The organism is Bartonella sp. AU55XJBT, assembly GCF_028618525.1.
In genome coordinates, this window is sequence record NZ_JAQITC010000002.1 from 185,796 (window position 1) to 210,042 (window position 24,247).

Here is a 24,247-nt window from a genome sequence, read left to right on the forward strand (position 1 = left end):
CTCTTCATTATAAACACTCAAAAATGAAATTAAGGTCATAAAAATATTATCATGATACATGATTTACATTGTTACTTGCCAAATGCATGATATCAACATAAAAGAATATTGGTGCTTCCTAGCTGATAATAGATCTAATTATCTGTAACTCATAGTAAGTTGTCTTTAAAGGGGTTATTGCATGTTATGCGTGGATACTTTGTTATGGATGAAAAATTTCTATGTTATAAAATTAGGATTGCGTTATTTAAGATTCGTTGGTTCGGATATCCGAACTGTTTTAAAGATTATTTTACCAGAGACTTTTAAGAAATATGAGTCATAAAAAACAGATGGAGATAATGATGAGAAATAGTGTAAATGCAGTCATGCATCTACACGTGGTGTTCCGTCCTGTTTTTCTGGTACCTCCCTTTTATGGCAGACAGCCCTTTACCTCTACGAATAATTACACCGTTCGTTTGAATAAAATTGTGCATGTCGCCTTCAGGATATTAACTTATGTCAAACAAAATGCTTATAGATGCCTCTCATCCGGAGGAAACACGTGTTGTTGTTATTCACGGCAACAAAATTGAAGAACTTGATTTTGAATCAGAACACAAAAAACAGCTCAAGGGGAATATTTATCTTGCACGTATTACGCGTGTAGAACCATCTCTCCAAGCAGCGTTTGTTGAATATGGTGGGAACCGACACGGTTTTTTAACATTTTCTGAAATTCATCCTGACTATTATCAAATTCCTATTGCTGATCGCCTTGCTCTTCTTGAAGAAGAAGAAAAGGCAGCTATAGGAGAAAATCCAGCAGATGTTTTTACGGAAGAAACAACTAAAAATAAAAAACGCTCCAGAAGAACAAAAAAAAATGCGAAAAACAATGTTATAGCAGCTGATGTTGAAAATGATAACACCTCCGAAACCGTAACTATTGATCATACAGAGGAAATATTAAATGCCGATGTTTCTTACGATGAGATCGAAATGGTTGGTGCTGAAGACATCCGTGAAGAACTCCCAACGTATCAAAGAAAACAAGGGCGCCAGTATAAAATTCAAGAAGTGATTAAACGACGTCAAATTTTGTTGGTGCAAGTTATCAAGGAAGAACGTGGGAATAAAGGTGCCGCCCTTACAACATATCTCTCTCTAGCAGGTCGTTATTCTGTTCTCATGCCCAACACAGCACGCGGTGGTGGCATTTCACGAAAAATTACGAATGTGCAAGACCGTAAGCGTCTTAAAGAAATCGTAAAAGAATTAGCCGTTCCAAAGGGGATGGGCGTTATCTTACGAACTGCCGGCGCCAATAGAACAAAAGCTGAAATTAAGCGCGATTATGAATATCTTATGCGGTTATGGGATACGATTCGCACTTTGACACTCGAGTCAACGGCACCATGCCTTGTTCATGAAGAAAGTAATCTCATAAAGCGTTCTATACGAGATCTTTATAATAAGAACATTAGTGAAATTCTTGTCTCTGGAGACCAAGGATATCGTGAAGCAAAAGACTTTATGCGTATGCTTATGCCAAGCCATGCAAAAGTTGTGCAACCTTATCGCGATCCTACGCCTATTTTTGCAAGAAATAATATTGAAATTCAGCTTGATAAAATGTTGCAACCACAGGTTTCTTTAAAATCTGGGGGGTATCTTGTTATTAATCAAACAGAAGCCCTTGTTGCTATTGACGTCAATTCTGGACGCTCTACGAGAGAATTCTCTGTTGAAAAGACAGCTCTACAAACGAACCTTGAAGCTGCAGAAGAAGTAGCGCGTCAATTACGCTTACGTGACCTTGCTGGTTTAATCGTGATTGATTTTATTGACATGCTTGAAGAACGTAATGTGCGACTGGTTGAAAAAAAATTAAAAGACTGTTTAAAAAATGATCGTGCTCGTATTCAAGTTGGCCATATTTCACACTTTGGCCTTTTAGAAATGAGCCGTCAACGTATTCGCATATCAGTTTTAGAAAGTACAACACAACCCTGCCCCCATTGCGCAGGAACGGGAAGTATACGTTCTGAATCATCAATTGCTTTACATGTCATGCGCTCAATTGAAGAATATCTTCTTCATAATTCGCAATATAATATTATTGTGCGCACACCCGTAGCAACAGCGCTTTATGTGTTAAATCATAAACGCAATATTCTTGTTAATTTAGAAGCACGCTTTAAACTTAATATTAGTATTGAAGCAGATGATAGTATTGGAACGCAACATCTTGTTATTTCTAAAGGCACAATAGCAGAAAGCATTTCTCAATCTTCATTGGAAGATGACAATAAGCAAGAAATTGAAGATTCTATTTTCATAAAAAGTGAATCTATTGAAAATTCTCCTTCCATTGAAACAAAACAAAAGTCTCAACACAAAAATCGCCACGATGAAATTACTGATCCGTCTCTTTCCACCGTTCATAAAAAAGAAGATACATTGAGTGATGATTCTTATCGTCGAGGACGCCGTCGAGGTCGTCGTGGTGGTCGACGCAATCAAGATAATAGTCTTTATCAGATTCGCATTCCTTACGCAGAACCAGTAGGAGATTTTGCTAAGCAGGCTTTAGCAGAAATTAAAGCTGCGCACCGCAAACGTCGTGGTCCATCCGCTAAATCTTCTAAACTTGAAGAAATAAAAAATGATACACAAGCTCTCGATGTAGAACAGCAAGATGAAGCAACAAAAGCTGATACAAGTGTTAAACCTAAAAAACGTAAAACACGTTCTTCAAAGGCGGTAGAAAATAATCTCTCTCTAGAGAGTGATCAAAATGTCGCAGAACAAAAATCTCTTGAAGAAAAGCCCAAAAGCCGTTCAGTACGTAAAATTAGAACAAAAAAAGCAGAGAAATCTGTTCATGAGGGTGAGGATAAAACCCCAGAAGACACTAAGAAATCAACACGTAGAACACGTAAAAATTCATCCTCTAAAGAAACAACAGAAATACAAAAAACATTAGAAAAAGAAACTGATATGAAGATGGAGAAAGCTGTCGAACCTTCTCCTTCCAAAATTGAAGAAACAATTAACCAACCTGTTGTTCTTTCATCAACACCTCATGATTCTCCTAAAACTGCGCGTATTGGTTGGTGGAAACGCAGAACTCTTTCAAAAAATTAACAATAAAAAGAGACCGCCACAAAAAATTGTGGCGGTCTAAATAAACAATCATAGAAAAAGTTTGAACCAATTCTATGACCTATGTGTATTATTTTTGTTTTGCTTTTTCTTGCTCAGCCCGCATACGCTCTTCAATTTCTTTTTGATTTGATTGAATAGCTTGCTGCAGCTTTATTTGCTCTTGTTGGAAATCTTTTTCTTCCATACCAGGACCGGTATACGCCGTTGTAAATCCATTAAGAGAAAATTCAATAGGATTAGCTGAACCACGGAAATTAACAGTAGTTACAACCATTTTTGTACCACTTTTCATAGCTGCAATAAGCTTATCATCTAAAACATCATTGGCAATACAACTTGGTCCATTACAAATGATATAAGGAATTTTTTTAGAGAAGCCATCACCTATTTGAATGTGAACACCTTCTGGCAAAAAACGACCTGTAGGCACTTGAATACCTATACGCTTTTCATTTTGCTTCCCTTTTATTTCAACAAGATTAAAAGCCGTTAAAGGTTGTCCCGTATTCGATAATACAGTATTCATTGTATTACAAATATCAACATCATGCTGCTTACTGCAAACTTTGTACCAACCTTGCGACAAAGTCTGCGCATTTGCAGAAATACCAGCTACAAGAAAAAGGGCAGCTGCTCCAACTAATACCGAAACAGCAGAATAAAAATTTTTATGCGACATGATTAAGTTAATCCTTTCAACGCGCTTTTAAGTAATTTTAAAAAATATTAAGTATAGTTCCAATTTAAATTTTATTAAATTATAATGAAATAAAACTTAATTTTATTATTTTTACTTCAATATAAAAAAAATCAAATTTAGAGAAAAAACTACGATGATCTATGTAAACTTTTATATACCCATATAGCTTTCCCCTCTTTATCACAATCACATGGGTATTTTATGCAATTTATCCATAATACACCTCTGTGCAATTGTGCTAAGATTACACAAACGAATCAATATTGCAATATCAATTAAAACAAACTCCTATGCACTTCTAAAAATCTTACGAATTTAAACTTTTTACTCTTCATGTTAGCCTATAAGGCTTTAGAAATAAGTATTGCAATGCATGAAGCTCAAAAATATTCGATAAAATGTATATTTCGAGATGTCCCTAATATAAAAGTATAAATGAAAAAGATAAAATTAACCTATAAGGACATTTGATAAACTAAATCCATTCCTAACCTGCAGTTTTTGAAAAATTGTAAGAAATTTTTTCTGTAGGCACTTTTCTATCCCTATTTATGAAACAATAGTGGTATGCTTTTGTCATAAAACCGCTTTCGTAGTGAAAACTGCGTAATGAAGAAAGCATGCTATTTTGATTTAAATTTTTCTTTTTAGAGAGTTTACAAAAAATACTTATATGCAAATGCTATTATTGTGGTTACACGATCTAAGATATTTTCTTTATTGTATCAATATGTATTATAATAAAGAAGGCCAAATTAATATGTTAAACAGTTCTTTTATTCTAAACTTAAATTTTTTTCTTATAAAAAATCAATAAGCGATTATTTTTATAGAATATTCTATAAAAATAAGAAATAGTTCTGAAAAGTAGAGAAACTGCTTTAAACAGAATGTTGTTCTGCCATTTCTACAAGCTCAGTCATAATCGTTGCTGCTCCAATAAGTCTTTCATCAACGGTAGACCAATCCCGAATAAGAGCAATACTTTGATCTGGACGAATTTTTGCCATTGAACCTTGTTTTCCCACCCACTGAACAAGAGCAATACTATTGGCGAAATAGTTATTGCGAAACTGTATGACAATACCCTTTGGTCCAGCATCCAATTTTTCTACATGGGCTTTTCGACACAATGTTTTGATATGAAAAACTTTAAGGATATGTTGAACTTCAAGGGGTAAAGGACCAAAACGATCGATTAACTCAGCTGCAAATTCATCAATCTGTTCTAAATTCTCGAGTTCTGTCAAGCGTCGATAAAGCCCCATACGTAATGATAAGTCAGGCACAAAACTTTCTGGTATCATCACGGTTGTAGCGAGTGAGATTTGAGGTGACCATTGCTTATCCTCACTTAGCTCTCCATCTTTTAATTCAGCAACAGCTTCTTCAAGCATTTTTTGATAGAGTTCAAATCCAACTTCTTTGATATGTCCTGATTGTTCTTCACCTAAAAAGTTCCCTGAACCACGAATATCCATATCGTGACTTGCCAATTGAAATCCAGCCCCCAATGTATCAAGAGATTGTAACACTTTAAGACGACGATCAGCAGCCGGTGTTAAAACTTTACCAGACGGAAAGGTAAAAAGTGCATAAGCGCGTTGTTTTGAGCGCCCTACCCTCCCTCGTAACTGATAGAGTGCAGAAAGACCAAACATCTCAGCGCGATGCACAATTAATGTATTGGCTGTTGGAATATCAAGACCGGATTCAATAATGGTTGTCGATAGTAAAACATCATATTGTCCATCGTAAAATGCATTCATAATATCATCAAGTTGTCCAGCCGGCATTTGTCCATGTGCTATAACGAACTTGAGCTCTGGAACATGTATTTTAAGGTATTCTTCTACAAAAGCCAGATCAGAAATACGAGGACAGACATAAAAACTTTGTCCACCACGGTAGTATTCTCGAAGTAATGTTTCGCGTATAACAAGTGCATCAAATGGTGAAATAAAAGTACGAACCGCCATTCTGTCAATTGGTGGGGTTGTTATTAATGAAAGTTCACGTACCCCCGATAATGCCAATCCTAAAGTACGTGGTATGGGAGTTGCTGAAAGTGTGAGAACATGAATATCACTTTTAAGCTCTTTTAAACGCTCTTTGTGTTTGACACCAAAATGTTGCTCCTCATCAATGATAAGAAGACCTAACCGTAAAAAATTAACTGCACCACTTAATAATGCATGGGTTCCAATGGCAATATCAATCGTACCATCTGAAATCCCCTTTTTGACTTGTGTGAGTTCTTTCCCTTTCACAAGCCTTGATACATGACCAATTTTAATAGGTAATCCTTGAAAACGCGAAATAAATGTCTTGTAATGTTGACGTGAAAGCAAAGTTGTCGGTACAACGACTGCCACCTGATATCCATTTAAAGCTGCAACAAAAGCACTTCGAATAGCTACTTCTGTCTTTCCAAAGCCAACATCACCGCATATCAAGCGATCCATCGGCTTTCCTGAGGCTAAATCATCTAAAACGGCATCAATGGCATTCATTTGATCTTCTGTTTCTTCATAAGGAAAACCAGCAACAAACTCATCAAATGGTCCAACTGGTGGAAGTAAAGAAGGGGCAGCACGGATCCTACGCTCCGCAGCTATACGAATTAATTGCCCTGCCATTTCCAATAAATGTTTTTTAAGCCGAGCTTTACGTGCTTGCCAAGCAACTCCCCCTAATTTATCTAAAATTACCTCTGTTCCTTCTGAGCCATAACGCGAGAGAAGCTCAATATTTTCAACAGGTAAAAAGAGTAAATCACCTCCGGCATATTTAATTTCAAGGCAATCTCGTAAAATTCCAGTCGTGGTAATGGTTTTTAGACCAACAAATTGGCCAATACCATGATCAATATGCACAACAAGATCACCAGAATTTAAAGCAGAAATCTCAGAAATAAAATTTGTATTATTCTTACGCCGCTTTGGCGATCTGATGAAGCGATCACCTAAGATATCTTGCTCTGCTATAATAGCTAAATCTTCAGCCTCAAAACCATGTTCTATCATGATAACAGCTGCTAATATGCGATCCCGTGGTGTTGCTTTGACTGTTTGCAAGGATTTTACAACTTCTATTTTTTTCAATCCATGCTCATCAAGAACTTGTACCAAACGATTAAGAGATCCTTCACTCCAACATGCTAAAAGTACTTTTTTGCCAGCAGCGCGTAAAGATGTGATGTGATCAATAACACTTGAAAAAACATTCTTTTCTTGCGCATTACGCTCTTTTACAAAATCATATCCCTGTTTAACTTGTGCGTGAATAACTGTTTGTTCCAAACTTTGTGGAATATTAAAAGGCGAAAAATCAATACGCTGTGAAGATTGTTGCACACATTTCAAAACACGCTCTGGCGTTAAATAGAGAAGACTAGGATCTATCGGATGATAAGACGTCGTATTTTCTTTATCATTTTCGCGCTCTTTACGCGCATTATAATAGTCTTCAATAAGGCGATAGCGCTCAATGAAGATTTCTTCTATGAGATGTTCAAAAACAAGCGGTAAGTTGCCACAGTGGTCAAAAAAAGTATCAAGGCTTTCATAAAAAAATGGGAGCCAATGTTCCATACCAGCAAAACGCCGACCTTGAGCAATTGCTTCATAAAGCATGTTATTTTTTTGTGATATACCAAATGTACGGGTATAATTGCTTTTAAAACGGTTGATGCCTTCAGCTGTCAAAACAACCTCGCTCATTGCCTGTAATAAAAGTTCAGTTTTTTGGCGTGTTGTTCTTTGACTTTCTGGATCAAATACGCGGATGGTTTCTAGGGTATCTCCAAAAAAATCAAGACGTAAAGGTTCAATATCCATAGGAGAAAAGATATCAAGTATCCCTCCTCTTACAGCAAACTCACCAACATCACGGACAACCGTAACGCGTTCAAAACCATTAGTTTCTAGGAATTGAATGAAATGCCTCATGTTATGGCGCTGGCCAACATGTGCATGAATAAGCTGAGCTTCTATCATTTCACGAGGAGGCAACTTTTGCATAATTGCATTTGCTGTTGTTAATATAATTGCAGGATGTGGATTTTGACGTAAATTGGCTAGGCGTGCCAATGCTGATAATCGACGTGCCATAATAGCAATTCCTGGTGACACGCGATCATAAGGCAAACAATCCCAGGCAGGAAATTGAAGGACGGGCAAATTGGGCTCAATAAAATTTAAAACTTGTTGTAAATGTGCAATTTTTGTTCCGTCTCGAACAACATAGATAAGTGGTTTACCTTGTGCAATTTCTGAACTTAATTTAGCAAGGGCAAAGGCTTCAAATCCATCAGTAACGCCATCAAAAATCATATGAACAGAACTATTTTGGGGAATGATATTTTTTTTAAATATAGGCATTTAAATCAATAAGTTAAGTAAGTACGGTAATTGGCAATATCACGAAAAAGTGGACTATCAATTTCAAAGGGTGGTGAAATTTCTCCGGTCATCCATGTGAGTAAGTCGCGATCATCAAAAGACATAATATACTCAAGTTCAGAAAGCGTTTTATCATTCATCCCTGTGATATGAGCATCAACATAATGTCCAAAAATGAGATCCATTTCACGAATACCGCGATGCCATGCACGAAAAATCAACCGACGACGACGCGTATCCAATTGATTTTTGTCAACGACAAAAATTGTCATAAACAGTCTCCTTGAATAAAGTAATATAAACCATTCAATTAGCCTTACAAAATTTATACCTTGCCTTTAAGGAAGTTCAATAATCTTCTGTTCTTTAAGTGTAATTCGACGATGCATTTGCTTCGCCAAAGCGTAATTATGTGTTGCAATAAGAGCAGAAAGACCAGACTGACGAACAAGGACAGATAAAGCTTGAAAGACATAAGCTGAAGTTACGGGATCAAGATTTCCAGTAGGTTCATCCGCTAAAAGAACCGAAGGACCATTTGCTACGGCACGTGCAATAGCAACACGTTGTTGCTCTCCTCCCGATAACTCTGAAGGACGATGGTTCGCCCGATGAGAAATGCGCAGATACGTCAATAATTTACGCGCACGATCTTCTGCGATGGACTTGTTTAATCCTGCTATCATTTGCGGTATCATGACATTTTCTAACGCCGTAAACTCTGGAAGTAAATGATGAAATTGATAGACAAAACCAATATCATTTCGTCTGATAGCTGTTCGCTCGCTATCAGAGCGCTTTGCACAAGAAACACCCCGTAATATCACATCACCGGCTGTTGGTTTTTCTAATAATCCCGCAATATGAAGAAGTGTTGATTTTCCAGCACCAGATGGTGCGACAAGTGCAACAAGCTCTCCACGATTAAGAATAAAATTCGCTTTATCTAAAACAATGAGAGGCTTATGACTCTCAAAAAAGCGTCTTTCAATTTCTACAAGCTCTAAAATAGCTGTCATTATTCATACCTCAAAGCTTGTACGGGATCTAGCTTAGCAGCACGCCATGCCGGAATGAGAGCAGCAAGAAATGACAAGAATAAAGCCATAAGAGCAACCAAAACAGTTTGTTTCCAATCAATTTGTGCAGGCAGTTTTGTTAAAAAATAAAGTTGAGGATTAAAAACATCGACATTAAATAACCAAGAGATAAAGTCTTGGATATGATTAATATTCGCGGTTGCGATAACACCTAAAATTAAGCCCAATATCGTTCCAATAAAACCAATCATCATTCCTGTGATGATAAATATACGCAAAATAGCACTCTGTTGAGCACCCATCGTGCGTAAAATTGCGATATCATGACTTTTATCTTTTACAAGCATAATAAGGCCTGAAATAATATTTAAAGCAGCAACAAGAACAATCAGAGAAAGAATGAAAAACATAACATTTCGTTCAATCTGTAAGGCTGAAAAAAAAGCCTGATTGCGTGTACGCCAATCAATTAAATAGACCTGTTGGTCAACAGCTTTTTCTACAACAGGTTTTATTTGATCAACAGCATCAGGATCGTTTAGAAAGAGTTCTAAAGACTGAACCTTATCGCCTAAATTAAAAAACATTTGCGCTTCATGGAGAGGCATAAAAATAAATATGGAATCATATTCAGACATCCCAACTTCAAAAATAGCAACGACTTTATAAGCTTTCACACGTGGGGTAACGCCAAAAGGAGTCTCATCACCATCGGGGGTAATAATACGAAGATCTCTCCCGACTGTAAGCCCCAATTTTTCTGCTAAGCCACTTCCAATTGCAACCCCTTCTTCTTGATCAAAGTGAGCAATTGATCCTAATTTAATGTTTTGAGAAACTGTTTTAAGCTTTTCTAGATCTTGTTTTCGCATACCACGAACTAATGCGCCAGAGCCACCTTGAGCTTCACCTTGAACAAGCGCTTGACCTTCAATAACAGGCAAAGCAAACTTTACAGCATTTTTAGATTCTAAAGAAGAAATAAGAGTCTTATAATCAGAAAAACCAGAATCAACTGTTTGAACGATAAGATGCCCATTCATACCAAGAATACGATTGAGAAGTTCTGTACGAAAGCCATTCATCACTGCCATAACAACAACCAGAGCAAAGACTCCCAACATAATCCCAATAAGAGAAATAATGGAAATAACAGATGCAACAACATGCTTTTTGTTGGGAATCATATAACGAAAAGCGATCATCCACTCATAAGATGAAAACCATTTATTTTTCAGCCTCTTCATAACATTTCCTATTAAATTATAGAAAGTTGGCTGAGCGCATCTTCAACCGTTAGAGATTTTTTTTCACCTGTTTTTCGATCTTTAATTTCAACTTCATTTTGTGCAATGCTGTTAGGACCAATAATGATTTGCGTGGGCAAGCCAATCAAATCCATTGTTGCAAATTTTGATCCAGGACGTTCATTTCTATCATCTAATAATGGATCAAAACCAGCATCCTTTAATCCCTGATAGAGAAACTCACATGCCTTTGTACAGTTTTCATCATCGGGTTTCATATTGATAATCCCAAAATCGAACGGTGCCATCGACTTTGGCCAAATAATCCCCTTTTCATCATGAGAAGCCTCAATAGCGGCCGCAACAAGACGTGAAGGTCCAATCCCATAAGATCCCATAGAGACCACATGCTCTTTTCCATCTTGTCCCATAACTTTTGCCCCCATTGGGGCAGAATATTTAGTACCAAAGTGGAAAATATGCCCAACTTCAATACCACGCGCTGAAAGACGATATTCTTCAGAAATTTTAGCCCACTCTTCTTCATCATGCATTTCTTCTGTCGCGGCATAAAAAGATGTCCATTGTTTAACAGTATCATCTAAAACAGCTTTATCACTAAAATCAATTGAACTGTTGGGAACGCTAAGTTCAAGAAATTGTCTATCACAGAAGATAGCGCTCTCTCCCGTTTCAGCCAAAATGATAAACTCATGACTAAGTTCTCCCCCTATTGGACCTGTATCTGCACGCATGGGAATGGCTTTTAAGCCGAGGCGAGAAAAAGTGCGTAAATAAGCCACAAACATACGTTTATAAGATGTTTTAGAGCCTTCATAATCAAGATCAAAAGAATAAGCATCTTTCATTAAAAACTCTCGTGCCCGCATCACACCAAAACGTGGGCGAATTTCATCACGAAATTTCCATTGAATATGATACAAATTAAGCGGAAGGTCTTTATAAGAACGAACATAGGAGCGAAAAATATCTGTCACCATCTCTTCATTGGTCGGGCCGTAAAGTAAATCACGCTTTTGACGATCTTTAATGCGGAGCATTTCCAAACCGTAATCATCATAACGACCACTTTCACGCCAAAGATCAGCAGATTGAAGTGTAGGCATCAATATTTCTATTGCGCCAGCACGTTCTTGCTCTTCACGAATAATTTTACAAACTTTATCAAGCACTTTTTTTCCCAAAGGAAGCCAAGAATAAATCCCGGATGTTTGTTGTCGAATCATCCCAGCACGTAACATGAAGCGATGAGAAACAATTTCTGCTTCTTTAGGATTCTCTTTTAAAAGTGGAAGGAAATATTGAGAAAGACGCATTGAAATAATTAACTCCTACTCAGATCTATCATATTGGAACAATTTAACATACCCTCTCTTCATCTATAGCCGCATTCTGAATACTTGCAAATATAACGATCTTATTGTTTAAAAATTTGTTGTGCTTTATTCTCTATTTTTCTTATTGAGCAATAAAATAAGAATGCTCTTCTTTTTTTAATAACGTAATATGGAAATGCTTTATTTTGACTGATGTAAAAAAACTGTACAGAGAGGTTTTTTTTGCCAAATTTCATAAACAGCCGCTCTCACTGCACGTCGTGTTGCCTCTCGAATAACTTCATTATTTTTCCGCTTCATGCGTGGAATATTATAAACTGTATTTTCCACAACCTCTAAAAGAATATCTTTCAATTTTTTCCCCTCTCCATTACTCTCAGGGAGTCCAAATATACTTAGACCGATATCATCCAATAACTCATGCTTGCTATTCATATGGAGAGAAACAGCAACATGACCAGCGTAACTTAATTTTCTACGCTCACGAATCCCTAGCTCATACTCATCTCCAAGAAGACAGCCATCTTTATAAATACGACCAACAGGCACTTGATCAATAACTTCTACAGGCGCTGGTGCAAGACGTAGCATATTACCATTTCTAATATCCCTAACAATTTTAATCCCTGCTTGACGCGCTAAAGCGGCTTGAGCAGTAAGATGTATTGCCTCACCATGCACAGGCACAAGTATCTGTGGTTTTATCCAATCATACATCTGTAAAAGTTCTGAACGACGGGGATGACCTGAAACATGAACAAGTGCATCTTCATTCGTAATAACTTTAATACCCAAATCGATGAAACGATTTTGTATCTCAAGAATCGCTTTTTCATTTCCTGGAATACTTCGCGATGAATAAATAACAGTATCTCCAATAGAAAGCGCAATATTCCTCATCCCCTCACGTGACAGTTTAGCCAAAGCTGCACATGGCTCACCTTGGCTCCCTGTGACAATTAAAACAAGTTCTTTTCGTGGGATATAACCATAATCATCTTCCGTTACAAATGGCGCTAACCCATCCATATAACCAAGCTCTTGCGCAACCATAATACTTCGCTTAAGGGAACGTCCAATGACAAGAACCTTACGCCCAGCAGCTTGAGCCGCAAGAGCAATAGAACATATCCGACCAATATTAGAAGCAAAAGTTGCTATTGCAACACGTCCTTCAGCTTTCGAAATAATCTCAGAAAGACTGGCTTGGACCTGCTGCTCTGATGGAGATATACCATCCCGACATGCGTTTGTGGAATCACAAAGCAATGCTAAAATACCTTTATCGCCTAACGCTCGGAATCTTTTTTCATCCGTTACAGCTCCAAGCGAAGGAGTATGATCAATTTTCCAATCACCCGTATGGATTACAGTCCCCAAAGACGTTGTAATGGCTAAAGATACAGATTCTGGTATCGAATGATTAACAGCAATAGCCTCTATGGCAAAGGGACCAACCTGAAAACAATCCCCTGCTTGAAAAATATTGAGTGAAATTTTTTGAGATTCAAAATCTGATTGCCTTTTACTTTCCAATAATCCTGCCGTGAAAGCTGTACAGTAAAGTGGAACTTTTAACTTTGGCCATAAATCAAGAACAGCCCCATAATGATCTTCATGTGCATGGGTTAACACAAGACCACGTATATTATGTTGTTCACTTTCTAAAAAACGAATATCAGGGAGAATAAGATCAACTCCTGGTAATTCAGAACCAGCAAAACTAACGCCCATATCAACAAGCAACCATTCACGAAGATTTTGGGAGCCAAATCCATAAGCAGCCAAATTCATTCCTATTTCACCCACACCTCCCAGAGGTAAAAAAACAAATTCACATCTATTGGTTGCAACCATAAACATCTCCCAAATCATTAAGATAATCGGATGGTAAAATAATTTTTTTAATAACGACCTGCATTAACAGAAGCAGCCGAACCAAAATGAACATCTCCAGCTGTTATAATGGCTGTCTGACCATTTTTTTGTTTTATGATGCAGTTAAAATCATGATCAAGACCATTAAAAATACCCTCAACGATTTTGTCATCATTCACTACTTTGACATATTTTCCAAGGTGAGCAGAATATAAAAGCCATTTCTTTCGGATTATTTCACATCCTTTTGGTTGTTTCCAAAGAAGATAATTTCTAGAAAAAGACTCCGTCAAAACCGTAAATAATTGTTCTGCCTCAACATGCAAACCGATATTCTGTAAGCTTGAAGTGGGATAGGGTGCATCTTCATAATTATATTTCACATTTATTCCAATACCAATAACCAATGCATATTGTTGTGATGGCAATTTAAAAATCTCGAGCAAAACTCCAGAGCTTTTCGCTCCTCTGAGTAAAATATCGTTGGGCCATTTTAAGCTCACAATATTGTTTGTTTGTTTTTCATCTTTTGTAAATTGTTTTATTGCCTCTGCCACACTAACTCCAGCAACAAAACCAAGTTGAGCAGCAGTTTGATGAACAATATCATCCATTAACAATAGACTAGAATAAAGGTTCCCTTTTGGACTAGACCAAGTCCTCCCCCTTCTCGCTCTTCCCTGCGATTGTTCTTGTGCAACAATCCAAAGATAACCTTGATGACCAATTTGCGCTTTTCGTTGCGCAATGAGATTGGTTGAATCAACACTTTCGTACGATTCAACAGTGTATCCTTGTTTCTGGGCAAAATCTGATAAAATATAAACCATATTCATTAAAATAACGCAGCGGCTGCTTTTTCTGCCAATTCGGCAAACCAAATTCCAAAAAAAGTGTAAAATAAAATAAATAATGCAGAAAGGCCAAGACAAAATTGAAGCTCATTTGATAAAGCAACAAAATGCGCTTTTGCGTCATCAAACCACATAATTTTAATGACTCGTAAATAGTAAAAAGCGCCAACGACAGACGCTATCATACCAACAATAGCAAGTGGTGTCAGACCAGCATGAACAGCAGCAGAAAATGTATACCACTTCCCAAAAAAACCAGCCATAGGTGGTATACTGGCTAGCGAGAAAAGCTGTATTGTCATGACAATCGCCATAAACGGATTGGTCTTTGCTAATCCTGAAAGATCATAAATATTTTCTACGTTACCATTCTGAGAGCGCATTCCAAGAATAAAAGCAAATGAGCCAAGAGTAACACCAAGATAAATGGTCATATAAAGAATAACACTTTTTATTCCTAGCATATCTCCAGCCGATAAACCAACAAGTGCATAGCCCATATGGCTAATCGACGAATAAGCCATTAAGCGCTTAATATTATTTTGACCAATTGCGGCAAACGCACCAAGTATCATTGATGCAAGTGCCATGAAGACCAAAATTTGTTGCCATGCAGGCATCACACTATCAACACGCCCTAGGGGAATAAAGGTCATCACAATAATACGGATAATTAAAGCCATTGCAGCAACTTTAGGCGCTCCAGCAAAAAATGCTGTAATCGGTGTCGGGGCACCTTCGTAAACATCAGGTGTCCACATATGAAATGGAACAGCAGAAATTTTGAATGCCAAACCAGCTAAAATAAAGACAATTCCAAAAATCACTCCCAATTGTAAATTTTCACCTTTTAAAGCAAGAGCAATTTCGTGAAAACCAATTTGACCGGTAAAACCATAAAGCAAAGAAATACCATAAAGAAGCAATCCGGAAGATAATGCTCCTAAAACAAAATATTTTATACCTGCTTCAGAAGATTTTACATTATTACGATTAATCGCCGCTAAAACATATAAAGCTAAAGATTGTAGTTCTAATCCCATATAAAGCGATAACATATTCCCCGCTGAAATCATAAACATCATACCAAGGGTTGCTAAAAGAACAAGCACTGGAAATTCAAATATATTGAACTTTTGTGCATTGGCAAAACCAACAGACATGATAAGAGCAAAGAGTGCACCAATAAGCATTAAAACTTTCATATAACGACCGAAAGAATCAATAATGAGCGCATTGGTTTGAAATAAGCCAGTTTTTGGAAAAACGATGAGAATAATAATGGTCGCCACAAGAAGTGCCATGGCTAAACCTGTTACTGTTAAAGAAGCACGTGCATTGGAATAAACACCAATCATAAGCAACACGACAGCCCCTAATGCAATCAAAATTTCTGGAAGAATTAAAACTAATTGCTCTATTATTTCAGTTTGCATGTACATTCTTCCCTTATCTAGTGCAGTTTATTGATGAGGGCTTCTACGGAAAACGCCGTTGCTTTAAGAAGTGGCGTTGGATAGATACCAAAGAATATTGTAAGAATAACCATCGGATAAAGAATAAACTTTTCTCTTAAAGAAAGATCTATAAGTACTTTTAAACTTTCTTTATCCAAGGAACCAAAAACCACGCGCCGATAAAGATAAAGGGCATAGGCTGCTGATAAGATAACACCTGTTGTCGCTAAAATAACAACCAATTTATTCACTTGAAAAACACCTATTAAGGTTAAAAACTCACCCAAAAATCCTGAAGTTCCAGGGAGTCCTACATTTGCCATCGTAAAGATTAAGAAAACAACAGCATATTTTGGCATATTATTCACTAAACCACCAAACGCTGAAATTTCACGTGTATGCAAACGATCATAGATTACTCCAACACAAAGAAACAAAGCTGCTGAAACAATTCCGTGCGACAGCATCTGATAAATAGCCCCTTGTATTGCCTGTTCATTCGCAGCAAAAATACCCATCGTTACATATCCCATATGCGCTATTGAGGAATATGCAATAAGTTTTTTGATGTCACTTTGAACAAGTGCAACCAACGAGGTATAAATAATTGCAATAAGCGATAATGTGAAAACAAAAGGTGCAAAATCTGCTGAAGCAATAGGAAACATAGGTAAAGAAAAACGAAGAAAACCATACCCCCCTAATTTGAGTAAGACACCAGCTAAAATAACAGAACCTGCTGTCGGTGCTTCCACGTGAGCATCAGGGAGCCAAGTATGAACTGGCCACATCGGCATTTTAACCGCAAAAGAAGCAAAAAATGCAAGCCATAACCATATTTGCATATGGGCAGGAAACTGATAATTGAGTAAAGTTGGTATATCAAGTGTTCCTGCCTGCCAATACATAGCCATAAGTGCAACCAGCATAAGCACTGAACCAAGTAAAGTGTATAAGAAAAACTTGATACTTGCATAAACACGACGTGCACCACCCCACACCCCTATAATGATAAACATTGGAATGAGGCTGCCTTCGAAAAAAACATAAAATAATATTGCGTCAAGAGCACAAAAGACTCCAATAATGGCAACTTCAAGAAGAAGAAAAGCAATCATATAAGCTTTTAATCTCTCTTTAACATTCTCCCAACTTGCTAAAATACAAAAAGGCAAAAGAAAAGCCGAGAGAACAACAAAAAGAATTGAAATACCATCAACCCCCATATGATAGCTAATACCATTCCCTAGCCAACTGAATTTTTCAACCATTTGAAAATTCGGGTTGCTAGAATCAAATCCTATCCAAATAATTAAAGAAATAATAAAAACAAATATCGTCGTAAAAAATGCGACATTGCGTATATTATGGCGCGCAACTTCACTATCATCTTTGATAAACAAAATAAGCAGCACACCCACAAGTGGCAAAAATGTAACCGTAGAAAGAATAGGCCAATCGGTCATTAGTTTACGCCCCCGATCATCATCCATGTAATCAGCAATGCAACACCTATAAGCATCGCAAATGCATAGTGGTAAAGATAGCCTGTTTGCATCCGAACAACTCTATTTGTGATATCAACAACACGCGCTGCGACACCATTAGGACCTAGACCATCAATAATTTTACCATCTCCCACTTTCCAAAGAAAAGAACCAATCTTAAAGATAGGACGAACAAACAAAAAGTTATATAATTGATCGAAATACCATTTTTGGTAAAGAAATTGATATGCTCTTGGCATAATACGAGCCATTTTCTTGGGAAGAGATGGAAAAGAAATATAGAACAAATAGGCAAACATAAACCCAAGAATCATTGCTATAAATGGCGACCATTTTACCCAATTAAAAACGTGGTGGGCATCATGAAGAATATGATTGTGGCTGCTTGTAAACAATGCTCCCTTCCAAAAAGCATCATAAAAGTCACCAAAAAAATAAGGTTGAAACACAACACCAGCAAATATTGCCCCAAGAGATAAAATAAAGAGTGGCATTAACATAACTGGAGGTGATTCATGAACATGATGCATAACATCAGCTGTTGCCCGTGGCTTCCCATGAAATGTCATAAAGATAAGCCGCCATGAATAAAAGCTTGTTAAAAATGCCGCAAAAACAAGGAGATAAAAAGCATATCCTGAAGCAATATTATGAGATACAAAAGCAGATTCTATAATCGCATCCTTTGAGAAAAAGCCAGCCGTTCCAAAAAGTGTTCCTGGAATCCCAACACCGGTTAATGCAATGGTTCCGACCATCATCATCCAATAAGTAACCTTTATATACTTGCGTAAGCCACCCATTTTTCGCATATCTTGTTCATCAGATACAGCGTGAATGACAGAACCCGCCCCAAGAAATAATAAGGCTTTAAAAAAAGCATGCGTAAAAAGATGAAAGACAGCAGCACTATAAGCTCCAACACCTAATGCCACAAACATATACCCGAGTTGAGAACATGTAGAATAAGCAATAACACGTTTAATATCATTCTGCACCAACCCCACAGTTGCTGCAAAAAACGCTGTTGTTGCGCCAACAATAATAATCACGGTTAAAGCAATCGAAGAAAGTTCAAAAATTGGCGACATACGCGCAACCATAAAAACACCCGCCGTTACCATTGTAGCGGCATGAATAAGTGCTGATACAGGCGTAGGTCCCTCCATTGCATCAGGAAGCCAAGTATGTAAAAGAAATTGTGCTGATTTTCCCATCGCACCAATAAACAATAAAAGGCATGTAATGGTAAGTGCAGCCTGTCCATCAAGCTGCCAACCTAAAAATGTCATATTTTGTACAAAGCTATTGTCTGCAGATTTTGCAAAAATAGTGGCAAAATCAACCGATTGGAATAAAATGAAAATACTAAAAATTCCTAAGAGAAACCCAAAGTCTCCAACACGATTAACCACAAAAGCTTTCATTGCAGCTTTATTAGCAGAATCGCGCTGAAACCAAAAACCAATCAAAAGATAAGAAGCAAGCCCCACACCTTCCCAGCCAAAAAACATCTGGATCAAATTATTGGATGTCACCAACATAAGCATCATAAATGTAAACAAAGAAAGATAAGAAAAAAAACGGGACCTTGAAGGGTCATTATGCATATAACCAATTGAATAAATATGCACTAATGCCGAAACACTGTTCACCACAACAAGCATTACAGCTGTTAATGTATCAATATGAAAAGCCCAGTTAAAGCTTAAATCACCAATGTCAAGCCAATGTAATACTAATACATCAATCGCTGAATTAGAACCAAGTGCAAGACTGAAAAATGCTATCCACGACAATATGGCAACAATCACCATAAAGCTACATGTTATCAATTCGCTTGCACGATCTCCTATCGTTTTTCCACCTAATGCAGCAAATAAAAAACCCAAAAGCGGAAGAAAGACAATCGTATAATACATCACGGGTTAGCCTTTCATTACATTAACATCTTCAACCGCAATGGAACCACGATTACGGAAAAAAACGACAAGAATTGCTAAACCAATGGCTGCTTCAGCAGCTGCAACGGTTAAGACAAATAAAGCGAATATCTGACCAACGAGATCATGAAGAAATGCTGAAAATGCAACAAAATTGATATTAACGGAGAGTAATATAAGCTCAATGGACATCAAGATAATAATTACATTTTTTCTGTTGAGAAAAATTCCAGCAATGCCAATCGTAAACATCAAAGCAGAAACAGTGAGATAATGCGCAATATCAATATACATATCCATAGCCCCCTTAAATGCCTTTACCTGATTCAACTTGCTTGATCTCAATGGCACTTTCTACCGTTCTAGAAACTTGCTCCGCAATAGATTGTCGTTTGACTCCCGACTTATGGCGAAGTGTTAAAACAATAGCACCAATCATTGCAACTAATAAAATTATTCCAGCAATTTGAAAATAGAAAACATAATCCGTATAGAGAATATCTCCTAATGCTTGTGTATTTGTTCGCTGCCCTAAGTCCGGCATTGGTTGCGTAACATGTGCTCTCAAGACTGGAGAAAAATGGCTACCCACAAAAACAACAATCAATTCCACAGCGATAATAACGCCAATAAGAGCTCCAATAGGCGCATATCGAAGAGCTCCACTCTTTAACTCAGCAAAATCAACATCCAGCATCATAACGACAAATAAAAATAAAACAGCGACAGCTCCAACATAAACAACAAGCAGAATAAGCCCTAAAAACTCCGCTCCTGCAAGTAAAAATAAAGCCGCTGCATTAAAAAATGCAAGGATTAAAAATAAAACAGAATGCACAGGATTGCGTGCTGTAATAACAATCACTGCACTTGTTAACATCATAAAAGCAAACAAATAGAAAAATGCCGCCGCTAGATCTGTTAGCATAGGCTTCTCCTTAATTATCCAAACAATTGGTACAAACTTTATACCAGATTACAATTTATCGGAAAAATTATCCGACACCTCATTGAGCGATACACTTAACGATAAGGTGCATCCATCAATATATTGCGAGCAATTTCTCGCTCCCAACGATCACCATTCATTAAAAGCTTTTCTTTATCATAATAGAGTTCTTCACGCGTTTCTGTTGCAAATTCAAAATTTGGACCTTCAACAATAGCCTCTACTGGACAAGCTTCTTGACAAAAACCGCAGTAAATACACTTAACCATATCAATGTCATAACGAACAGTTCTACGCGTACCATCATTACGTCGCGGTCCTGCCTCAATTGTTATCGCTTGTGCAGGGCAAATTGCTTCACATAATTTACAGGCAATACACCGTTCTTCACCATTTGGATAGCGACGCAATGCATGTTCACCACGAAAACGTTGAGAAACAAAACCCTTTTCATAAGGATAATTAATCGTAGGTTTTGGTGAAAAAAATTGACGCATTGCTAAGAAAAAAGCACTCACAAACTCCAATAAAAGGAGTGACTTTGCCGCCTGAATAAAACCTGACATCGTAAAATCTCCTCTTAAACGAAATTCGTAAACTTTAAAAAAGCCGCAGTTATCACAACCATTGCTAGTGAGAGAGGAAGAAAAACCTTCCAACCAAGCCGCATGAGTTGATCATAGCGATAACGTGGAACAAACGCTTTAACCATAGCAAACCAAAAAAATACAAAACAAACTTTTAAAACAAACCAAATAACACTAGGAACCCAATTAAGCCACCAAACATCCAAAGGAGGCAGCCATCCCCCTAAAAATAAAATGGTTGTCAAAGCACACATTAAAACAATAGCAACATATTCACCAAGAAAGAAGAGCATGTAAGGCGTTGAAGAATATTCTACCATATGACCAGCAACAAGCTCAGACTCCGCTTCCACCAAATCGAATGGAGGACGGTTTGTCTCTGCGAGCGCAGAAATAAAAAATATAATAAACATTGGAAAAAGAATAATCCAATTCCAATCAAGAAAACTGTTAAAAGGAAGACCAAGATTTGTTCCAAGCCCGTGACTTTGTTTCTGCACAATTGTTGTAAGATCCAACGAACCACTGACTAAAATGACGGTCACAAGCACAAAACCAATAGAAACTTCATAAGAAACCATTTGTGCGGCCGAACGAAGAGCTCCTAAAAAAGGATATTTTGAATTTGATGCCCATCCCCCCATAATAACACCATAAACTTCAAGAGATGAAATGGCTAAGATATAAAGCAATCCAACATTAATCTTTGCGACCTCCCAGCCCTCATTGACAGGGATAACAGCCCAAGTTGATAAAGCAAGTGTCGCTGAAACAAAAGGAGCTAAAAGAAAAACCCCCTTATTTGCACCTGCTGGGATAATAGGTTCTTTCACAACAAATTTAATTAAATCTGCAAAAGACTGTAGTAATCCCCACGGACCAACAACATTAGGACCACGCCGCAATTGTACTGCGGCCCAAATCTTTCTATCTGCATAGAGAAGATAAGCAACTAAAACCAACAGAACGACCAAAAGAAGAAGTGTTTTTCCAACAATAATAAGTAATGGCAACAGCCAAGTCATAAAGAAATCATACATCATTATTCCTTTTCCTTTGCCCTTACTTTACAGCTTGCACAGCGCGGCTGTTTGCAAGAGATGAACATTCAGCCATAACGGCAGAAGCACGTGCTATCGGATTTGTCAAATAAAAGTCCTTAACCATAGAAGTAAATGCTTGACTTTCTAGGGAAACCGTTTTTGAACCAAGTGCCTTAAGATCACTTATATCAGAAGGCATTATATCATCAACAGCATCAAGATGTGGATAATCATTAAACAAGCACTGTCTTAATTGAGAAAGAGAATCAAAGGGGAGCCTTTGTCCTAAAACATCCGATAAGGCACGCAAAATAGCCCAATCTTCTTTTGCTTCACCTGGAGCAAAACCAGCTCGATTTGTCATTTGAACACGCCCTTCTGTATTCACATAAAGTCCTGATTTTTCAGTGTAGGCCGATGCAGGTAAAATAACATCAGCAGCATGTGCACCATTATCACCATGGCTACCAATATAAATTTTAAAAGCTTTTATATTGGCCAACTCCACTTCATCTGCACCAAGCAAAAATAAAACTTCACAGGTTTTAAGAATATTTGCAACCCCAAGTTGAGATATAAAGCCTATATCCAACCCTCCAACGGTCGACGCTGCATTATGAAGAACCCCAAATCCATTCCATTCCTCACTAAGAGCTCCAATATTATTCGCTAATTTAGCAAGGCTTTTTAAAACAGATAACCCTTCATTCCCGCAAACAGCCCCCTCTCCGATAAGAATAAGAGGCCTCTTTGCTTCTTTTAAGACATTAAAAAAAGCATCCTCTCCACGAATAAGTGTCTTTAATGCGTCACTCCCAGATCCAAGGTAAGAATAAGGATACCGTAAATCGACTTCCTCTCCAATAAGCGCGATAGGAAAATTTCCCATCCGTTGGCGCTTTAAAATACGTGCATTTAAAACAGCAGCTTCATGGCGTGGATTAGACCCCACAATGAGCAGAGCATCAGCCTGTTCAATCCCCGCAATTGTAGGATTAAAAATATAACTCGAACGCCCAAACTCTGGCGATAAAGCAACTCCTTTTTGACGACAATCAAAGAGTTTTGAACCCAAAGAGATCAGTAATGCTTTAAGGGCATACATTTCTTCAACAGAAGCAAGATCCCCAGCAATAGCTCCAATTTTTTCTGGCAAGATCTTTGAGAGCATCATTTTAATGTTTGCAAAAGCTTCTGTCCAACTGACAGGTTGAAGTTTTCCGTCTTTACGTACATAGGGTCTATCAAGCCGCTGAGTCCGTAATCCATCCCAAATAAAACGGGTTTTATCAGAGATCCATTCCTCATTTACATCTTCATTCGTACGCGGCATAATTCGCATAACTTCACGGCCACGGCTATCAATACGGATCGCACTACCAAGCGCATCCATAACGTCTATCGATTCTGTTTTAATCAATTCCCAAGGACGCGCATGAAAGGCATAAGGTTTTGAAGTTAAAGCCCCTACTGGACAAAGATCAATAACATTTCCTTGTAATTCAGATGTCATCGCTTTTTCAAGATATGTCGTAATTTCAGCATCTTCACCACGACCGATTAAACCAAGCTCAGAAATACCTGCTACTTCCGTTGTGAAACGAACACACCGTGTGCAATGAATGCACCGTGTCATAACCGTTTTGACAAGAGGCCCAATATATTTATCTTCTACAGCACGTTTATTTTCTGTATAACGAGAACAATCACGCCCATAAAACATTGCTTGATCTTGAAGGTCACATTCCCCTCCCTGATCACAAACAGGACAATCCAAAGGATGATTGATGAGAAGAAACTCCATCACACCTTCACGCGCTTTTTTTACCATCTCGGTATTGGTAAAAATTTCCGGCGCTTCACCATTAGGACCCAATCGTAAATCGCGAACCCCCATAGCACAAGAAGCCTGAGGTTTTGGAGGTCCACCCTTGACCTCAACCAAGCACATACGACAATTTCCAGCAATTGATAAAGTTTCATGAAAACAAAAACGCGGGACTTCAGCACCAGCCGCCTCCGCTGCCTGAAGCAACGTGTAGTAATCAGGGACTTCAATCTCTTTACCATCAACTTTGATATTTATCATCACCCATCCAACCTGCGGACAATCCACTTAAAATTTGC

Annotated in this window: 17 protein-coding genes; 1 reads left to right on the plus strand and 16 read right to left on the minus strand. The window is 37.7% G+C overall.

Annotation, left to right across the window (positions count from 1 at the left end):
* Positions 1-501 precede the first annotated feature (501 nt).
* Positions 502-3,132, plus strand: a complete 2,631-nt coding sequence (locus PVV70_RS02070) for an Rne/Rng family ribonuclease (protein ID WP_273757752.1) — start codon at positions 502-504, stop codon at positions 3,130-3,132.
* A gap of 88 nt (positions 3,133-3,220) precedes the next feature.
* Here the strand turns inward: PVV70_RS02070 and PVV70_RS02075 are convergent, their stop codons facing one another.
* From PVV70_RS02075 to nuoG, 16 genes are all read right to left on the minus strand, one after another.
* On the minus strand, positions 3,221-3,832 hold the full coding sequence (locus tag PVV70_RS02075; RefSeq protein ID WP_273718327.1) for an invasion associated locus B family protein: 612 nt from the start codon (positions 3,830-3,832) through the stop codon (positions 3,221-3,223).
* 902 nt (positions 3,833-4,734) lie between these two features.
* Positions 4,735-8,235, minus strand: a complete 3,501-nt coding sequence (mfd, locus tag PVV70_RS02080) for a transcription-repair coupling factor (protein ID WP_273757753.1) — start codon at positions 8,233-8,235, stop codon at positions 4,735-4,737.
* A gap of 5 nt (positions 8,236-8,240) precedes the next feature.
* Positions 8,241-8,528: a succinate dehydrogenase assembly factor 2 gene (locus PVV70_RS02085; protein ID WP_273757754.1), complete on the minus strand. Its 288-nt coding sequence runs from the start codon at positions 8,526-8,528 to the stop codon at positions 8,241-8,243.
* 66 nt (positions 8,529-8,594) lie between these two features.
* Positions 8,595-9,275, minus strand: a complete 681-nt coding sequence (locus PVV70_RS02090) for an ABC transporter ATP-binding protein (protein WP_273757755.1) — start codon at positions 9,273-9,275, stop codon at positions 8,595-8,597.
* The gene (locus PVV70_RS02095) at positions 9,275-10,543 is read right to left on the minus strand and encodes a lipoprotein-releasing ABC transporter permease subunit (RefSeq protein WP_273757756.1); all 1,269 of its coding nucleotides are present in this window, start codon (positions 10,541-10,543) and stop codon (positions 9,275-9,277) included. Before PVV70_RS02095 ends, PVV70_RS02090 begins: the two co-directional genes overlap by 1 nt.
* Positions 10,544-10,554: 11 nt before the next feature.
* Positions 10,555-11,880, minus strand: a complete 1,326-nt coding sequence (gene proS / locus PVV70_RS02100) for a proline--tRNA ligase (protein WP_273757757.1) — start codon at positions 11,878-11,880, stop codon at positions 10,555-10,557.
* Positions 11,881-12,081: 201 nt separating this feature from the next.
* Complete coding sequence (locus PVV70_RS02105) at positions 12,082-13,758, minus strand: ribonuclease J (protein ID WP_273757758.1); 1,677 nt, start codon at positions 13,756-13,758, stop codon at positions 12,082-12,084.
* Between the two features lie 47 nt (positions 13,759-13,805).
* Positions 13,806-14,615: a biotin--[acetyl-CoA-carboxylase] ligase gene (locus PVV70_RS02110; RefSeq protein WP_273757759.1), complete on the minus strand. Its 810-nt coding sequence runs from the start codon at positions 14,613-14,615 to the stop codon at positions 13,806-13,808.
* Positions 14,615-16,069, minus strand: coding sequence for an NADH-quinone oxidoreductase subunit NuoN (nuoN, locus tag PVV70_RS02115; protein WP_273757760.1), 1,455 nt, complete (start codon positions 16,067-16,069; stop codon positions 14,615-14,617). Before nuoN ends, PVV70_RS02110 begins: the two co-directional genes overlap by 1 nt.
* Positions 16,070-16,086: 17 nt before the next feature.
* A complete protein-coding gene (locus PVV70_RS02120; protein ID WP_273757773.1) occupies positions 16,087-17,556 on the minus strand; it encodes an NADH-quinone oxidoreductase subunit M in 1,470 nt (489 codons plus the stop codon).
* Positions 17,556-19,520, minus strand: coding sequence for an NADH-quinone oxidoreductase subunit L (nuoL, locus tag PVV70_RS02125; protein ID WP_273757761.1), 1,965 nt, complete (start codon positions 19,518-19,520; stop codon positions 17,556-17,558). Before nuoL ends, PVV70_RS02120 begins: the two co-directional genes overlap by 1 nt.
* Positions 19,521-19,526: 6 nt before the next feature.
* Positions 19,527-19,835, minus strand: a complete 309-nt coding sequence (nuoK, locus tag PVV70_RS02130) for an NADH-quinone oxidoreductase subunit NuoK (protein WP_120102367.1) — start codon at positions 19,833-19,835, stop codon at positions 19,527-19,529.
* Positions 19,836-19,848: 13 nt separating this feature from the next.
* A complete protein-coding gene (locus PVV70_RS02135) occupies positions 19,849-20,469 on the minus strand; it encodes an NADH-quinone oxidoreductase subunit J (protein ID WP_273757762.1) in 621 nt (206 codons plus the stop codon).
* Positions 20,470-20,564: 95 nt separating this feature from the next.
* A complete protein-coding gene (gene nuoI, locus PVV70_RS02140; RefSeq protein WP_004860049.1) occupies positions 20,565-21,056 on the minus strand; it encodes an NADH-quinone oxidoreductase subunit NuoI in 492 nt (163 codons plus the stop codon).
* Positions 21,057-21,070: 14 nt separating this feature from the next.
* The gene (nuoH, locus tag PVV70_RS02145; protein WP_273757774.1) at positions 21,071-22,117 is read right to left on the minus strand and encodes an NADH-quinone oxidoreductase subunit NuoH; all 1,047 of its coding nucleotides are present in this window, start codon (positions 22,115-22,117) and stop codon (positions 21,071-21,073) included.
* Positions 22,118-22,139: 22 nt separating this feature from the next.
* On the minus strand, positions 22,140-24,209 hold the full coding sequence (gene nuoG / locus PVV70_RS02150; RefSeq protein WP_273757763.1) for an NADH-quinone oxidoreductase subunit NuoG: 2,070 nt from the start codon (positions 24,207-24,209) through the stop codon (positions 22,140-22,142).
* Positions 24,210-24,247 lie beyond the last annotated feature (38 nt).

Bases quoted from the DNA above. Each gene is read 5' to 3' on its own strand.
- PVV70_RS02105 (WP_273757758.1), bottom strand. From the start codon at position 13,758: ATGGTTGCAACCAATAGATGTGAATTTGTTTTTTTACCTCTGGGAGGT.
- PVV70_RS02095 (WP_273757756.1), bottom strand. From the start codon at position 10,543: ATGAAGAGGCTGAAAAATAAATGGTTTTCATCTTATGAGTGGATGATC.
- PVV70_RS02090 (WP_273757755.1), bottom strand. From the start codon at position 9,275: ATGACAGCTATTTTAGAGCTTGTAGAAATTGAAAGACGCTTTTTTGAG.
- PVV70_RS02110 (WP_273757759.1), bottom strand. From the start codon at position 14,615: ATGAATATGGTTTATATTTTATCAGATTTTGCCCAGAAACAAGGATAC.
- mfd (WP_273757753.1), bottom strand. From the start codon at position 8,235: ATGCCTATATTTAAAAAAAATATCATTCCCCAAAATAGTTCTGTTCAT.
- nuoG (WP_273757763.1), bottom strand. From the start codon at position 24,209: ATGATAAATATCAAAGTTGATGGTAAAGAGATTGAAGTCCCTGATTAC.
- nuoI (WP_004860049.1), bottom strand. From the start codon at position 21,056: ATGTCAGGTTTTATTCAGGCGGCAAAGTCACTCCTTTTATTGGAGTTT.
- PVV70_RS02135 (WP_273757762.1), bottom strand. From the start codon at position 20,469: ATGCTAACAGATCTAGCGGCGGCATTTTTCTATTTGTTTGCTTTTATG.
- PVV70_RS02070 (WP_273757752.1), top strand. From the start codon at position 502: ATGTCAAACAAAATGCTTATAGATGCCTCTCATCCGGAGGAAACACGT.
- PVV70_RS02075 (WP_273718327.1), bottom strand. From the start codon at position 3,832: ATGTCGCATAAAAATTTTTATTCTGCTGTTTCGGTATTAGTTGGAGCA.
- nuoN (WP_273757760.1), bottom strand. From the start codon at position 16,069: ATGCAAACTGAAATAATAGAGCAATTAGTTTTAATTCTTCCAGAAATT.
- PVV70_RS02085 (WP_273757754.1), bottom strand. From the start codon at position 8,528: ATGACAATTTTTGTCGTTGACAAAAATCAATTGGATACGCGTCGTCGT.
- nuoH (WP_273757774.1), bottom strand. From the start codon at position 22,117: ATGTATGATTTCTTTATGACTTGGCTGTTGCCATTACTTATTATTGTT.
- nuoK (WP_120102367.1), bottom strand. From the start codon at position 19,835: ATGTATATTGATATTGCGCATTATCTCACTGTTTCTGCTTTGATGTTT.
- proS (WP_273757757.1), bottom strand. From the start codon at position 11,880: ATGCGTCTTTCTCAATATTTCCTTCCACTTTTAAAAGAGAATCCTAAA.
- PVV70_RS02120 (WP_273757773.1), bottom strand. From the start codon at position 17,556: ATGACCGATTGGCCTATTCTTTCTACGGTTACATTTTTGCCACTTGTG.
- nuoL (WP_273757761.1), bottom strand. From the start codon at position 19,520: ATGTATTATACGATTGTCTTTCTTCCGCTTTTGGGTTTTTTATTTGCT.